This is a genomic window from Pseudomonas sp. MPB23 (assembly GCF_046605395.1).
Classification (GTDB): Bacteria; Pseudomonadota; Gammaproteobacteria; order Pseudomonadales; family Pseudomonadaceae; genus Aquipseudomonas.
Map to the genome: position 1 here is coordinate 1819816 of NZ_CP176771.1, position 14542 is coordinate 1834357.

A 14542-nucleotide genomic window follows, 5' to 3' on the forward strand; every position below is an offset into this window, starting at 1 on the left:
TTACAAGGGTTACTCTTCCTTACCCTTGTTGCGCACAGCGCGATGCAGTTCCCGATCGGAATCACGTTCGCGCTCGGTATCACGCTTGTCGTATTCCTTCTTGCCCTTGCCCAGTGCAATCTCGCACTTGACCAGGTGCTTGCTCCAATACCAAGACAGGCAGATGCAGGCATAGCCCTTCTGCTGTACGGCAGCGGCGAGCTTGTCGAGTTCGCGAGCGTTGAGCAGCAGCTTGCGCGTGCGCACCGGGTCGGCAATCACATGGGTGCTCGCGGTGGTCAGCGGAGTGATATGACTGCCGAGCAGCCAAGCCTCGCCGTCCTTGAGCAGCACATAGCTGTCGACCAGTTGCAGCTTGCTGGCACGCAGACTCTTTACTTCCCAGCCGGCCAGGACCAGACCAGCCTCGAACCGATGTTCGATGAAGTAATCGTGTCGCGCCTTTTTATTTTGCGCGATGGTCCCTGTGGGGTGTTTCTTTTGTTTAGCCATAGGGGCGGCATTATAGGGAGTTGCGAGCGTGTCGGCTACGGTCAACCTGCGTGCTTGAGCGTGTTGAGCGAATCCCGGACAATGCCGGCAGTTCTTTGTTTTTTTTCTTTCGCGAATCGGGCTGTTCTTTCGCGATATTCGCTGCTTAGCTGTGGAAATGACGTACACATGACGACGCATATTCAACGTTCGGCGCTGTTGCCCTATCCGGCACAGGCGCTCTATGACCTGGTCAACGACGTGGCGCGTTACCCGGAGTTCTTGCCTTGGTGCTCAACGGCCGAGGTGCTGGAAGGCAGTGATGAGCATATGGTCGCCAGTGTTGGCGTGGCGAAGGGGGGGCTTAGCCAGCACTTTGTCACGCGCAATGTGTTGGTGCCTGGGAAATCCATCGAAATGAATCTACAGGAAGGGCCGTTTACCCAATTGCATGGCGTCTGGATATTCAAGGCGTTGACCGACAAGGCTTGTAAGATCAGTCTCGATCTTTCGTTCGATTACGCTGGGCCGATTGTGCGAGCGACGTTGGGGCCTTTATTCAATCAGGCGGCCAATACCCTGGTAGATGCGTTTTGCCAGCGAGCCAAGCAACTGCATGGTTGAGATTGAGGTGGTGTATGCCGCCCCGGATCGGCAGGTTTTACTGGCGGTGGCGGTGCCTGTGGGTATCAGCTTGCGGGAGGCGGTGCAAATGTCAGGGATCGCTGCGCAATTTCCTGAGCTGAATCTGGCTGATTGTCCCTTGGGGATATTCGGTAAGGTGATCACGGCCCCTGAAGTGCGGGCCGTGCAGTCGGGGGACCGTATTGAGATCTACCGGCCCTTGCTGGCAGATCCTAAAGAGGTGCGCAGGTTGCGTGCGGCCAAGGCGGCTAGGGCGCGGCAACAGAATTCATAAGCTTGCCAAATCGCAGGCAATAAAAAACCCGGCATGCCGGGTTTTTTATTGGGCGCTGCGTGCTTACTGCGGACTGGTGTCCAGAGGCTGCGGCGTCGGGATGGGAACAGTTTTCACGTCGTCGACGTCTCTCTGGATCTTGTCGAGCAAGGAGCCAGGCTTGGCCGGCACTTCGGACTTGGGCTTTTCGTTTTCCTGTGCAGGTGCAGTCACGCTGGTGCCGTTGTCCTTGCCGAGCAAGGCTTCATCGCGGCTTACACCGGGCATGAAATCACCGGACAAGCTGACGAGCTGGTCATTGCCATTGAAAATGACGCTGACTCGCTCCTGCTGGCGTTCACCCCCACCAGGCTGGATGCTGTAGAGGTAATCCCAGCGATCGGCATGGAAGGTGTCGGTCAGCAGAGGATTACCCATGATAAACCGTACTTGCCGTCGGGTCATTCCCGGGCGTAACTGGTCTATCATGTTCTGCGTGACGACATTGCCCTGTTGGATGTCGATTTTGTAAACCCCGGGGAATGAACAACCGGCGAGTGCGAGCAGTCCCACAAAGGTGAAACTGGTTAGCAAGAGCTTGGTGTTTTGCATCGGTGGGCGACTTCCACTATCTTGGCTGGGACAACGTAAACGCCGATCATACCCGTATTAAGAGAAGCTGCGAAGCAGCATCCGCGAGAAAGCTAACCATGGTTGAAAATAGCGAACTACGCAAGGCAGGTCTTAAAGTGACTCTGCCACGAGTCAAGATTCTACAAATGCTCGATTCTGCTGAGCAGCGCCACATGAGTGCCGAGGATGTTTACAAGGCGCTGATGGAGTCTAACGAGGATGTCGGCCTAGCCACGGTTTACCGCGTGCTGACGCAGTTTGAAGCCGCAGGGCTGGTGGTTCGTCATAATTTCGACGGCGGTCATGCAGTGTTTGAACTGGCGGATGGTGGTCATCACGACCACATGGTGGATCTGGATACCAATGAGGTTATCGAGTTCACCAGCCCTGCGATCGAAAAGCTCCAGCATGAAATCGCTGAGGAGCATGGATTCGATTTGGTTGACCATAATCTTGTGCTGTACATCCGTAAGAAAAAGTAAAAAGCGACGCAGATTAATGCTGCGGAACGATCGAAGGCGACCCTAGGGTCGCCTTCATGCTTTCTACAGATAGGAAAATTCTCAACTCAGGCCTTTGTCGCCACCACCATTTTCTTCGCATGGGCCAGAGACTCTTTGGTCAAATCGATACCGCCGAGCATCCGTGCCACTTCTTCCACGCGTTCCGACCTGCTCAGCTTGGATACGGCTGTATGCGTCGCATCGCTACCTCTTACTTTATGTACAAATAAATGCTGGTGGCCTTGTGCGGCCACTTGCGGTAAGTGAGTCACCGTCAGCACCTGACCGCGTTCCCCGAGGCGGCGTAGCAATTGGCCGACAATCTCTGCTGTCGGCCCGCCAATACCCACGTCCACTTCATCGAATACCAGCGTAGGTACCCGAGAGGTTTGGGCGGTAATTACTTGGATCGCCAGGCTGATTCGCGACAGTTCACCGCCGGAGGCCACTTTTGCCAGTGCCTTGAGCGGTTGCCCAGGGTTGGCACTGACCAGCAGTTCTACGTGCTCCAGGCCATGGGGTTGCAGTTCATTGCTGGCGTTGGCATGCAGCTCAATGGTGAAGCGCCCGCCTGGCATGCCCAGGCGCTGAATCTCCAGTTCCACGGCACTCGCCAGGCTCGCGGCCGCTTGCTGGCGAAGGTCACTCAGTTCGCAGGCTTTCTCCTGATAATGACGGGCGAAGGAGGCGAGTTCAGCACCTAACCGCTCGATGGATTCGTCATTTGCGTTCAGGGTTTCGATTTCATCCAACAGCTTTTGCTGCATCGTTGCCACTTCGGTGGGCTGAATTCGGTGTTTGCGCGCCAGGGTATAGATAGTGTCCAAGCGTTCTTCTATTTCCTGCAGTCGTGAGGGGTCGGCGTCGAAGTGGTCGAGAAAACGATTCAGCTCGCCAACGGCTTCTTCCACCTGGATCTGCGCGCTGGTCAACAGGGTGGTGGCTTCACTCAGTGATCCCGAAGCGTTGTTTACACTGGACAGCCGGTTGAGGCTGGCTGTGAGGGCGTTAAGCACATTGCCGGAATCACTCTCGCTGCATTGTTCCACCACCTGGCGACAGATGCTCAGCAGGGTTTCGGCATTGGTGAGGTTCTTGTGTTCCTGTTCCAATTGCTCCAGCTCTGTTTCTCCAAGGGCCAGGCTTTCCAGCTCTTCAAGTTGATAGCTGAGCAGTTGGTGGCGAGCGCGTTGCTCGTCGCCGGAGTTGGAGAGTCGCTCCAGCTCCTGGCGGGTCTGGCGCCAGCGCTGAGCGGCAAGCTGAACCTGGCGGGCAAGGTCGGTGGCGCCGGCGTACTCATCGAGCAGACGACGGGGAGTGTCGGTTTTCAGCAGGGACTGGTGTTCATGCTGGCTGTGGATATCGATCAGCAGCTCACCCAGGGCTTTCAGGTCGCCAAGCGGGCAGGGCGTACCGTTGATATAGCCGCGGGAGCGCCCTTCGGCGGTGATTACCCGGCGCAGGATGCACGGCCCGTCATTATTCAGGTCGCGCTCGGCCAGCCAGGCTTCGGCTTCGGGAATATCCGCCAGGTCGAACGTTGCCAGGATGTCGGCCTTGTCCGCGCCGGGGCGCACTACGCCGCTGTCGGCGCGGTCGCCAAGGGTCAGGCCCAGCGCGTCAAGCATGATCGACTTGCCGGCGCCGGTTTCGCCTGTGATTACGCTCATCCCGCGATCCAGTTCGAGATCCAGGTGTTCAACGATGGCGTAGTTGTGTACGGACAGGTGCACGAGCATGAAGGCCGCTCCCAGGCTTTAGGTCTGGTTATTTATACAGTGTTTTGTTCGGCGCTGACAATCCTGATGCTTAGCTCGATTTGCTTGATCGGTCGATCTTTTTAGCGCAACAAGGAATGAATAGGCAGGAATTGATCCTGGTCATAGGAAAGACTTTTGGTGACGCCCGCGCCCTTGAAGCTTGAAATTGTGGCCCCATATACGGGAACAGAAGCGCGAGTTGAGTTCGCGCATGATTTTGAAAGGAGAAATCTATGGCTGACGAACAGACGCAGGATACGCAAACTCCAGACGCCAATTCGGCTGCCGGTGATGAACTGGCGACCCGCGTGCAAGTGCTTGAAGAGCAATTGGCCGCTGCGCAGGACCAGTCTTTGCGTGTTGCCGCCGATCTGCAGAACGTCCGCCGCCGTGCCGAGCAGGATGTTGAGAAGGCCCATAAATTCGCGCTGGAAAAATTTGCCGGTGATCTGCTGCCGATCATCGATAGCTTGGAGCGTGGCCTTGAGTTGTCCAGCCCGGACGACGAAAACATTCGGCCAATGCGTGAAGGGATTGAGCTGACCCTGAAAATGTTCCAGGACACTCTGAAGCGTTATCAGTTGGAGGCGATCGATCCGCAAGGCGGCGAGCCGTTCCGTGCAGAGCACCATCAGGCCATGGCCATGCAGGAAAGCCATGATCTTGAGCCTAACAGCGTGTTGAAAGTGTTCCAGAAGGGTTATCAACTCAACGGTCGCTTGTTGCGCCCGGCGATGGTGGTGGTGAGCAAGGCTCCAGCACCGGTTTCACCTTCGATCGATGAGCAGGCTTGAAATTCGTTGCAAGGCCCCCATCTATAAGTCAAGCGTTTAAGTGCTACCGCAGTTAGCCACCACTGCTGCGGCATCCAAATTCAAGTTTCGGGAGAGTAAATCATGGGCAAAATTATCGGTATCGACCTGGGGACCACCAACTCGTGCGTCTCTGTGCTGGAAAACGGCGTTGCAAAAGTCATTGAGAACGCCGAAGGCGCGCGTACTACGCCGTCGATCATTGCATATGCCAACGATGGTGAGATTCTCGTCGGCCAGTCGGCCAAGCGTCAGGCTGTGACCAACCCGCACAATACTCTGTACGCGGTAAAGCGTCTGATTGGTCGTAAGTTTGAAGAAGAAGTCGTACAAAAAGATATCAAGATGGTCCCTTACAAAATCGCCAAGGCCGACAACGGTGACGCCTGGGTTGAAGTAAATGGCCAGAAAATGTCGCCGCCACAAATCTCGGCTGAAATCTTGAAAAAGATGAAGAAAACCGCCGAAGACTACCTCGGTGAAGCTGTGACTGAAGCGGTGATCACCGTTCCGGCCTACTTCAACGACAGCCAGCGCCAGGCGACCAAAGACGCCGGCCGCATCGCGGGCCTGGACGTAAAACGTATCATCAACGAACCAACCGCAGCCGCTCTGGCCTACGGTATGGACAAAGCCAAGGGCGACCACACCGTTATCGTTTATGACCTGGGTGGCGGTACCTTCGACGTTTCCGTGATCGAGATCGCTGAAGTTGACGGCGAGCACCAGTTCGAAGTGTTGGCCACCAACGGTGACACCTTCCTGGGTGGTGAAGACTTCGACATCCGTCTGATCGACTACCTCGTTGACGAGTTCAAGAAAGAAAGCGGCATGAACCTCAAGGGTGACCCGCTGGCCATGCAGCGTCTGAAAGAAGCTGCTGAGAAAGCCAAGATCGAGCTGTCTTCGGCTCAGTCGACCGACGTTAACCTGCCGTACATCACTGCAGACGCTACCGGTCCTAAGCACTTGAACGTGAAAATCTCGCGCGCCAAGCTGGAAGCGCTGGTTGAGGACCTGGTTCAGCGCACCATCGAGCCTTGCCGTATCGCGCTGAAAGACTCCGGTATCGATGTTGGCGCGATCAACGACGTGATCCTGGTCGGCGGTCAGACCCGTATGCCACTGGTTCAGAAGTTGGTGACCGAGTTCTTCGGTAAAGAAGCACGTAAAGACGTGAACCCGGACGAAGCGGTTGCCATGGGTGCTGCCATTCAGGGTGCCGTACTGGCAGGCGACGTGAAAGACGTGTTGCTGCTGGACGTCAGCCCTCTGACCCTGGGTATCGAAACGATGGGCGGCGTGATGACTGCGCTGATCGAGAAAAACACCACGATTCCTACCAAGAAGTCGCAAGTATTCTCGACTGCCGATGACAACCAGGGCGCTGTGACTATTCACGTACTGCAAGGTGAGCGTAAGCAAGCTGCTCAGAACAAGTCCTTGGGCAAGTTCGACCTGGCCGAGATCCCGCCAGCACCACGTGGCGTACCGCAAATCGAAGTGACCTTCGACATCGATGCCAACGGTATCTTGCACGTAGGCGCCAAGGATAAGGCCACCGGCAAGGCTCAGTCCATCGTGATCAAGGCTAACTCGGGTCTGTCGGATGAAGAAATCCAGCAGATGATCCGTGATGCTGAAGCCAACGCTGATGCTGATAAGAAGTTTGAAGAGTTGGCTGCTGCCCGTAACCAGGGCGACGCACTGGTTCACTCGACGCGCAAAATGGTCGCTGAAGCTGGCGACAAGGTGACTGCCGAAGAGAAGGCTGCGATCGAAGCTGCTGTGGTTGCCCTGGAAGCTGCTGTTAAAGGCGACGACAAGGCTGCCATCGAAGCCAAGGTCGAGGAACTGTCGAAAGTCTCCGCGCCGGTCGCTCAGAAAATGTACGCCGAACAAGGTCAACCAGCTGACGGTGCCGCGCATCAGGCAGAGCCTGAAGCCAAGCATGACGACGTTGTCGATGCCGAGTTCGAAGAAGTCAAAGAGCAGAAGTAATCTGCTCGACCGGTTGACCGCTATCAAGCGGTGACTGGTAGGATGTCGCCGCGCGGGAGCTTGCTCCCGCGTTGGCGTGTCTGGGGTATGCGAATTTTTACAGCATGCGACAACGCTCGGATGCTGGCGGTGTGATCGGGAATGCTCCTGCTTCCTGACTGATAATCACCGCGTTTTTGGCTGGGTCTCGGCTGAAAGCAGTAATGACCAGGATCGTTGAATTGACGTGAGTTGGGTCCGGGCCTGTATTGGGGCTCAACGAGTTTGGCAAGGCTCAGGAGGGTCTGGCTGAACGTCCTTAAGAGTGCAAAGACTTATGGCAAAGCGTGACTATTACGAAGTATTGGGTGTGGAGCGTAGTTCCACCGAGGTGGAGCTGAAAAAGGCTTACCGTCGCCTGGCGATGAAGCACCACCCGGACCGTAATCCGGATAACAAAGAATCCGAAGAAATGTTCAAAGAGGCCAACGAGGCCTACGAGTGCCTGTGTGATCCCAACAAGCGTGCGGCCTATGACCAGTATGGTCATGCGGGCGTCGACCCGAGCATGGGTGGCGGTGGTGCCGGTTTTGGTGGTCAGAACTTCTCCGATATTTTCGGTGACGTATTCAGCGACTTCTTTGGCGGTGGTCGTGGTGGTCAGCGTGGTGGTGCCCAACGGGGCAGCGACCTGCGCTACACCTTGGAACTGAACCTGGAAGAAGCTGTGCGCGGTACCAGCGTCAACATCCGTGTGCCGACGCTGGTCAATTGCAAGCCGTGCGACGGTTCGGGCGCCAAGAAAGGCTCCTCGCCGATCACCTGCCCAACCTGCGGTGGTATCGGTCAGGTCCGCATGCAGCAGGGCTTCTTCTCGGTGCAGCAGACCTGCCCGCGTTGCCATGGCCAGGGCAAGATCATTTCCGATCCTTGCGACTCCTGCCACGGTGAAGGGCGTGTCGAAGAGTACAAAACCCTGTCGGTCAAAGTGCCGGCGGGCGTGGATACCGGTGATCGCATTCGTCTGTCGGGCGAAGGCGAGGCGGGGACCCAGGGTGGTCCGACGGGTGACTTGTACGTGGTGATCAATGTGCGCGAGCACGCGATCTTCCAGCGTGATGGCAAGCACCTGTTCTGCGAAGTGCCGATCAGCTTTGTCGACGCGGCCCTGGGTGGCGAGCTGGATATTCCGACCCTGGATGGTCGGGTCAAGCTCAAGATCCCTGAGGGGACGCAGACCGGTAAGCAGTTCCGTATCCGTGGCAAAGGCGTTGCGCCGGTGCGTGGTGGCGGTGCGGGCGACCTGATGTGCCGTGTCACGGTGGAAACGCCAGTCAACCTGGGCCGTCGCCAACGCGAACTGCTTGAGGAGTTCCGCAGTTCGCTGGAGGGCGACGACTCCCATTCGCCGAAAACTACCGGTTTCTTCGATGGCGTGAAGCGCTTCTTCGGCGACCTGTGAGGAGTTGAATATGCGACGTATAGCCGTAATGGGCGCTGCCGGGCGCATGGGCAAGACGCTGGTCGAGGCTGTGCAGCAGCGTTCTCCGGCCTCCGGGCTCACTGCGGCGATCGTGCGCCCGGGCAGCACCTTGGTTGGTGCGGATGCTGGTGAACTGGCTTCGCTGGGGCGTATCGGTGTGTCGTTGTCGAGCAGCCTGGAACAGGTGGCTGATGAGTTTGATGTGTTGATCGACTTCACTCTGCCAGGCGTGATGCTGAAAAACCTCGCCTTCTGCCGCAAGGCCGGAAAGGCCATGGTGATCGGTACCACGGGCTTGAGTGCTGAGCAAAAGCAGTTGCTGGTCGAGGCGGGCAAGGATATTCCCATCGTGTTCGCCGCCAACTTCAGTGTCGGTGTCAACCTGTCGCTCAAGTTGCTGGATCTCGCTGCGCGGGTGCTGGGTGATGAGGCGGATATCGAAATCATCGAGACGCATCATCGTCACAAGATCGATGCTCCGTCGGGCACGGCTCTGCGCATGGGTGAAGCCATCGCCGATGCGCTGGGGCGTGATTTGTCTAAAGTGGCTGTGTACGGTCGCGAAGGGCATACCGGTGCGCGTGCGCGCGACACAATCGGCTTTGCCACGATTCGAGGTGGCGACGTCGTGGGTGATCACACCGTGCTGTTTGCCACCGAAGGTGAGCGCCTGGAAATCACGCACAAAGCCTCCAGTCGTATGACATTCGCCAAGGGGGCGGTACGTGCTGCGCTTTGGTTGGATGGTCGAGCGCCTGGTCTGTATGACATGCGCGATGTGCTGGATCTGCACTAAACAGTAGCTAAAATGGGGTCTCGGGATTATCCTAAGGCCCCGTTTTTACCCGCTAAGCGACGTCCTGTCGCATTCTCCTGCCTTTAAGGCTCATTAGCGGTGGACCAAAACAGCCTTTTTCTGTAAGCTACAGCTTTAGTGTGTCCACTAAAAGCGCGCAGAATAATTCAGTGAAGAAGCGGGGTGACGTGTCCATACGTCACTCCGCTTTTTTACAACCTGCGATCGCCCTTTCAGGCTTTATTTACGGGAGGTCTTCTTGACTAAGCCAGCCATACTCGCCCTTGCTGATGGCAGCATTTTTCGCGGCGAAGCCATTGGAGCCGACGGTCAAACCGTTGGAGAGGTGGTGTTTAACACTGCCATGACCGGCTATCAGGAAATCCTTACCGATCCTTCCTACGCCCAACAGATCGTTACCCTGACTTACCCACACATCGGCAACACCGGTACTACACCGGAAGACGTCGAGTCTGATCGTGTCTGGTCGGCTGGCCTGGTCATTCGTGATCTACCATTGGTGGCGAGCAACTGGCGTAACACCCTATCGCTGTCCGACTACCTGAAAGCCAACAATGTTGTGGCGATCGCCGGTATCGACACGCGTCGCCTCACGCGCATCCTGCGTGAAAAAGGTTCGCAGAACGGCTGCATCATGGCCGGTGACAATATTTCCGAAGAGGCCGCGATTGCCGCAGCGCAAGGTTTCCCTGGCCTGAAAGGCATGGACCTGGCGAAAGTTGTCAGCGTCAAGGAGCAGTACGAGTGGCGCTCCACTGTCTGGGACTTGAAGACCGACAGTCACGCGACCATCGACGCGGCTGACCTGCCGTACCACGTAGTCGCCTACGACTACGGCATCAAGTACAACATTCTGCGCATGCTGGTCGAGCGCGGCTGCCGTGTGACCGTGGTGCCGGCACAAACCCCGGCTAGCGATGTACTGGCCCTGCAGCCGGACGGTGTGTTCCTGTCCAACGGCCCGGGTGACCCGGAGCCATGCGACTACGCCATCAAGGCGATCAAGGAAGTGCTGGAAACCGAAATCCCGGTATTCGGTATCTGCCTCGGTCACCAACTTCTGGCCCTGGCCTCCGGTGCCAAGACCCTGAAAATGGGGCACGGCCACCATGGCGCCAACCACCCGGTGCAGGACCTGGACACTGGTGTGGTGATGATTACCAGTCAGAACCACGGTTTCGCGGTGGATGAAGTGACCTTGCCGGCCAACGTCCGCGCGACTCACAAGTCGCTGTTCGACGGTTCCTTGCAGGGCATCGAGCGTACCGACAAAAGCGCGTTCAGCTTCCAGGGCCACCCTGAGGCCAGCCCGGGCCCGAACGACGTAGCGCCGCTGTTCGACCGTTTCATCAATGAGATGGCCAAGCGACGCTGACTGAGTGGCCTGCGGGCGGCCCCGACTCTCGGTGGCCCCCGCCGGCTCTTCAAAGATTGTTCAAGACGGCTTGCCGACTGACCTGCGGATTTGAGTGACAAACCCATGCCAAAACGTACAGACATAAAAAGCATCCTGATTCTCGGCGCTGGCCCGATCGTTATCGGCCAGGCCTGCGAATTCGACTACTCCGGCGCCCAGGCTTGCAAGGCCCTGCGCGAAGAGGGCTACCGCGTCATCCTGGTGAACTCCAACCCGGCCACCATCATGACTGACCCGGCCATGGCCGACGCCACCTACATCGAGCCGATCAAGTGGCAGACCGTTGCCAAGATCATCGAGAAAGAGCGTCCGGACGCCCTGCTGCCGACCATGGGTGGCCAGACCGCCCTGAACTGCGCCCTGGACCTGGAGCGCGAAGGCATCCTGGAAAAATTCGGCGTTGAGATGATCGGTGCCAATGCCGACACCATCGACAAGGCCGAAGACCGTTCGCGCTTCGACAAGGCCATGAAATCCATCGGCCTGGCGTGCCCGCGTTCCGGTATCGCCCACAGCATGGAAGAAGCCAACGCGGTCCTCGAGACACTGGGCTTTCCGTGCATCATCCGTCCGTCCTTCACCATGGGCGGCACCGGTGGTGGTATCGCTTACAACCGTGAAGAGTTCGAAGAAATCTGCGCCCGTGGTCTGGACCTGTCGCCGACCAAAGAGCTGCTGATCGACGAATCCCTGATCGGCTGGAAAGAATATGAGATGGAGGTTGTCCGCGATAAGAAGGACAACTGCATCATCGTCTGCTCCATCGAGAACTTCGACCCGATGGGCGTGCACACCGGTGACTCGATCACCGTTGCTCCTGCACAGACCCTGACTGACAAGGAATACCAAATCCTGCGTAACGCCTCCCTGGCGGTACTGCGCGAAATCGGCGTGGAGACTGGCGGTTCCAACGTACAGTTCGGCATCTGCCCGACCACTGGCCGCATGGTCGTGATCGAAATGAACCCGCGGGTATCCCGTTCGTCGGCCCTGGCCTCGAAAGCCACCGGTTTTCCGATCGCCAAGGTCGCGGCCAAGCTGGCCGTGGGTTACACCCTGGACGAACTGTCGAACGACATCACCGGCGGCAAGACCCCGGCGTCCTTCGAGCCGTCCATCGACTACGTCGTAACCAAACTGCCACGTTTCGCCTTCGAGAAGTTTCCCAAGGCTGACGCGCGCCTGACCACCCAGATGAAGTCGGTCGGCGAAGTCATGGCTATTGGCCGGACCTTCCAGGAATCTCTGCAGAAAGCGCTGCGCGGCCTCGAAGTTGGCGTTTGCGGCCTGGACGAGAAGCTCGACCTGAGCAATCCGGAAAGCATGAGCGTGCTCAAGCGTGAGCTGACCGTGCCGGGCGCCGAGCGTATCTGGTACGTGGCCGACGCCTTCCGTGCGGGCATGACCGTTGAAGATATCTTCGGCATGAACATGATCGACCCGTGGTTCCTGGTACAGATCGAAGATCTGATCAAAGAAGAAGAGAAGGTCAAGACCCTAGGTCTGGCCAGCATCGACCGCGACATGATGTTCCGCCTCAAGCGCAAAGGCTTCTCTGACCAGCGCTTGGCCAAGCTGCTGGGTGTGACCGAGAAGAACCTGCGGACTCATCGCCACAAGCTGGAAATTTTCCCGGTCTACAAGCGTGTTGATACCTGCGCCGCAGAGTTCTCCACCGACACCGCCTACCTGTACTCCACTTACGAGGAAGAGTGCGAAGCCGCGCCGTCGGGTCGCGACAAGATCATGATCCTGGGTGGCGGGCCGAACCGTATCGGCCAGGGTATCGAGTTCGACTACTGCTGCGTACACGCCGCCCTCGCCCTGCGCGAAGACGGGTACGAGACCATCATGGTCAACTGCAACCCGGAAACCGTGTCCACCGACTACGACACCTCCGACCGTCTGTACTTCGAGCCAGTAACCCTGGAAGACGTGCTGGAAATCGTGCGCGTCGAGAAGCCTAAAGGTGTGATCGTCCAGTACGGCGGCCAAACCCCGCTGAAACTGGCGCGTGCCCTGGAAGCCGCTGGCGTGCCGATCATCGGTACCAGCCCTGACGCTATCGACCGTGCCGAAGACCGTGAGCGCTTCCAGCAAATGGTCGAGCGCCTGAACCTGCGCCAGCCGCCAAACGCCACTGTGCGCAGCGAAGACGAAGCCATTCGTGCCGCCGCCAAGATCGGTTACCCGTTGGTGGTGCGTCCGTCCTACGTGCTGGGCGGCCGGGCGATGGAAATCGTCTACGAAGAAGAAGAACTCAAGCGTTACCTGCGTGATGCGGTGAAAGTGTCCAACGACAGCCCGGTGCTGCTGGACCACTTCCTCAACTGCGCCATCGAGATGGACGTGGATGCGGTTTGCGACGGTACCGACGTGGTCATCGGCGCGATCATGCAACACATCGAACAGGCTGGCGTTCACTCCGGTGACTCCGCATGCTCGCTGCCGCCTTACTCGCTGCCGCTGCACATCCAGAACGAGATGCGCGAACAGGTCAAGAAAATGGCCCTGGAACTGGGTGTGGTCGGCCTGATGAACGTACAGTTGGCGCTGCAAGGCGAAGACATCTACGTCATCGAAGTCAACCCGCGCGCCTCGCGTACCGTGCCGTTCGTGTCCAAGTGCATCGGTGTTTCCCTGGCGATGATCGCTGCCCGCGTGATGGCCGGTAAGACGTTGAAGGAAATCGGCTTCACCAAGGAAATCATTCCGAACTTCTACAGCGTGAAAGAGGCGGTGTTCCCATTCGCCAAATTCCCTGGCGTGGACCCGATTCTGGGCCCTGAGATGAAGTCCACCGGTGAAGTGATGGGTGTGGGCGATACCTTCGGTGAAGCGTTCGCCAAGGCTCAGATGGGTGCCAGCGAAGTGCTGCCGACCGGTGGTACTGCGTTTATCAGCGTTCGTGATGATGACAAACCGCTGGTTGCAGGTGTGGCCCGTGATCTGATCAACTTGGGCTTCGAGATCGTGGCCACTGCTGGGACCGCCAAGCTGATTGAGGCGGCGGGTCTGAAAGTGCGTCGCGTGAACAAGGTGACGGAAGGCCGTCCGCATGTGGTCGACATGATCAAGAATGACGAAGTTACTCTGATCATCAACACCACCGAAGGTCGCCAGTCGATCGCGGACTCTTACTCCATTCGTCGTAACGCCTTGCAGCACAAGATCTACTGCACCACGACCATTGCTGCTGGCGAAGCCATCTGTGAAGCGCTCAAGTTCGGTCCGGAAAAGACCGTACGTCGCTTGCAGGATCTACACGCAGGATTGAAGGCATGATCAAATACCCAATGACCGTCCGGGGCGCCAAGGCCCTGGAAGAGGAGCACGCCCATCTGACCAAGGTCGTACGTCCAAAGCTGAGCCAGGACATCGGTACGGCCCGCGAGCTGGGTGATTTGAAGGAAAACGCCGAATACCACGCTGCCCGTGAGCAGCAGGGTATGGTCGAGGCGCGGATCCGTGACATCGAAGGCCGTATGCAGAATGCGGTCATCATCGACATCACGACTATCCCGCACACCGGCAAAGTGATTTTCGGCACTACGGTGGAAATCGCCAACGTCGAGACTGACGAAAGCGTGGTGTACCACATCGTTGGTGAGGACGAGGCTGACTTCAAGCTCGGTAAGATCTCCGTCGGTTCGCCACTGGCCCGCGCCTTGATTGCCAAGGAAGAGGGTGATGTGGTCGCGGTGAAAACGCCCGGTGGCGTTATCGAGTATGAGATTGTTGAAGTTCGTCATGTCTGAAAGAAGGCGC

General features: G+C 57.6%; 13 protein-coding genes. 10 read left to right on the top strand and 3 right to left on the bottom strand.

The genetic code is table 11. The features are described from left to right. Positions 1-9 precede the first annotated feature (9 nt). Positions 10-492: an SsrA-binding protein SmpB gene (gene smpB / locus ACLH0J_RS08495; protein ID WP_048724498.1), complete on the bottom strand. Its 483-nt coding sequence runs from the start codon at positions 490-492 to the stop codon at positions 10-12. Between the two features lie 168 nt (positions 493-660). Between smpB and ACLH0J_RS08500 the strand changes: the two genes are divergently transcribed. Together ACLH0J_RS08500 and ACLH0J_RS08505 are read left to right on the top strand one after the other, a co-directional pair. Further along, a complete protein-coding gene (locus ACLH0J_RS08500) occupies positions 661-1095 on the top strand; it encodes a type II toxin-antitoxin system RatA family toxin (RefSeq protein WP_321375120.1) in 435 nt (144 codons plus the stop codon). Then, a complete protein-coding gene (locus ACLH0J_RS08505; RefSeq protein ID WP_411391609.1) occupies positions 1088-1390 on the top strand; it encodes an RnfH family protein in 303 nt (100 codons plus the stop codon). The genes ACLH0J_RS08500 and ACLH0J_RS08505 overlap by 8 nt, the downstream gene beginning before the upstream one ends. Before the next feature lie 63 nt (positions 1391-1453). Here the strand turns inward: ACLH0J_RS08505 and ACLH0J_RS08510 are convergent, their stop codons facing one another. Continuing rightward, positions 1454-1981: an outer membrane protein assembly factor BamE gene (locus ACLH0J_RS08510; protein ID WP_411391610.1), complete on the bottom strand. Its 528-nt coding sequence runs from the start codon at positions 1979-1981 to the stop codon at positions 1454-1456. A gap of 98 nt (positions 1982-2079) precedes the next feature. Here ACLH0J_RS08510 and fur point away from each other — a divergent pair, with 98 nt between their 5' ends. Then, the gene (gene fur, locus ACLH0J_RS08515) at positions 2080-2484 is read left to right on the top strand and encodes a ferric iron uptake transcriptional regulator (protein WP_010562662.1); all 405 of its coding nucleotides are present in this window, start codon (positions 2080-2082) and stop codon (positions 2482-2484) included. An 86-nt stretch (positions 2485-2570) separates the two neighbouring features. Here the strand turns inward: fur and recN are convergent, their stop codons facing one another. Next, positions 2571-4244, bottom strand: a complete 1674-nt coding sequence (recN, locus tag ACLH0J_RS08520) for a DNA repair protein RecN (RefSeq protein ID WP_411391611.1) — start codon at positions 4242-4244, stop codon at positions 2571-2573. Positions 4245-4498: 254 nt separating this feature from the next. On the opposite strand from recN, the gene grpE reads away from it, so the two are divergent. The 7 genes from grpE to greA all read left to right on the top strand — a co-directional run bounded on the left by grpE (position 4499) and on the right by greA (position 14532). Beyond that, positions 4499-5059 (top strand): nucleotide exchange factor GrpE, encoded by a 561-nt coding sequence (gene grpE, locus ACLH0J_RS08525; protein ID WP_321366165.1) that lies wholly within the window; start codon positions 4499-4501, stop codon positions 5057-5059. Positions 5060-5161: 102 nt separating this feature from the next. Then, positions 5162-7078, top strand: coding sequence for a molecular chaperone DnaK (gene dnaK, locus ACLH0J_RS08530; protein WP_411391612.1), 1917 nt, complete (start codon positions 5162-5164; stop codon positions 7076-7078). Positions 7079-7394: 316 nt separating this feature from the next. Next, entirely contained in the window at positions 7395-8519 is a 1125-nt protein-coding gene (gene dnaJ / locus ACLH0J_RS08535) for a molecular chaperone DnaJ (protein WP_411391613.1), read from the top strand. A 10-nt stretch (positions 8520-8529) separates the two neighbouring features. After that, entirely contained in the window at positions 8530-9336 is an 807-nt protein-coding gene (gene dapB / locus ACLH0J_RS08540) for a 4-hydroxy-tetrahydrodipicolinate reductase (protein ID WP_411391614.1), read from the top strand. A 259-nt stretch (positions 9337-9595) separates the two neighbouring features. Next, complete coding sequence (gene carA / locus ACLH0J_RS08545) at positions 9596-10732, top strand: glutamine-hydrolyzing carbamoyl-phosphate synthase small subunit (RefSeq protein ID WP_411391615.1); 1137 nt, start codon at positions 9596-9598, stop codon at positions 10730-10732. 105 nt (positions 10733-10837) lie between these two features. Further along, on the top strand, positions 10838-14059 hold the full coding sequence (carB, locus tag ACLH0J_RS08550; protein WP_411391616.1) for a carbamoyl-phosphate synthase large subunit: 3222 nt from the start codon (positions 10838-10840) through the stop codon (positions 14057-14059). Then, positions 14056-14532 carry a transcription elongation factor GreA gene (gene greA, locus ACLH0J_RS08555; RefSeq protein WP_411391617.1) on the top strand — a complete coding sequence of 159 codons (477 nt, stop codon included), beginning with the start codon at positions 14056-14058 and terminating at the stop codon, positions 14530-14532. The genes carB and greA overlap by 4 nt, the downstream gene beginning before the upstream one ends. Positions 14533-14542 lie beyond the last annotated feature (10 nt).

Excerpts from the sequence above, each read along its gene's own strand:
- smpB (WP_048724498.1), bottom strand. The coding sequence starts at position 492 with ATGGCTAAACAAAAGAAACACCCCACAGGGACCATCGCGCAAAATAAA.
- ACLH0J_RS08500 (WP_321375120.1), top strand. The coding sequence starts at position 661 with ATGACGACGCATATTCAACGTTCGGCGCTGTTGCCCTATCCGGCACAG.
- ACLH0J_RS08505 (WP_411391609.1), top strand. The coding sequence starts at position 1,088 with ATGGTTGAGATTGAGGTGGTGTATGCCGCCCCGGATCGGCAGGTTTTA.
- ACLH0J_RS08510 (WP_411391610.1), bottom strand. The coding sequence starts at position 1,981 with ATGCAAAACACCAAGCTCTTGCTAACCAGTTTCACCTTTGTGGGACTG.
- fur (WP_010562662.1), top strand. The coding sequence starts at position 2,080 with ATGGTTGAAAATAGCGAACTACGCAAGGCAGGTCTTAAAGTGACTCTG.
- recN (WP_411391611.1), bottom strand. The coding sequence starts at position 4,244 with ATGCTCGTGCACCTGTCCGTACACAACTACGCCATCGTTGAACACCTG.
- grpE (WP_321366165.1), top strand. The coding sequence starts at position 4,499 with ATGGCTGACGAACAGACGCAGGATACGCAAACTCCAGACGCCAATTCG.
- dnaK (WP_411391612.1), top strand. The coding sequence starts at position 5,162 with ATGGGCAAAATTATCGGTATCGACCTGGGGACCACCAACTCGTGCGTC.
- dnaJ (WP_411391613.1), top strand. The coding sequence starts at position 7,395 with ATGGCAAAGCGTGACTATTACGAAGTATTGGGTGTGGAGCGTAGTTCC.
- dapB (WP_411391614.1), top strand. The coding sequence starts at position 8,530 with ATGCGACGTATAGCCGTAATGGGCGCTGCCGGGCGCATGGGCAAGACG.
- carB (WP_411391616.1), top strand. The coding sequence starts at position 10,838 with ATGCCAAAACGTACAGACATAAAAAGCATCCTGATTCTCGGCGCTGGC.
- greA (WP_411391617.1), top strand. The coding sequence starts at position 14,056 with ATGATCAAATACCCAATGACCGTCCGGGGCGCCAAGGCCCTGGAAGAG.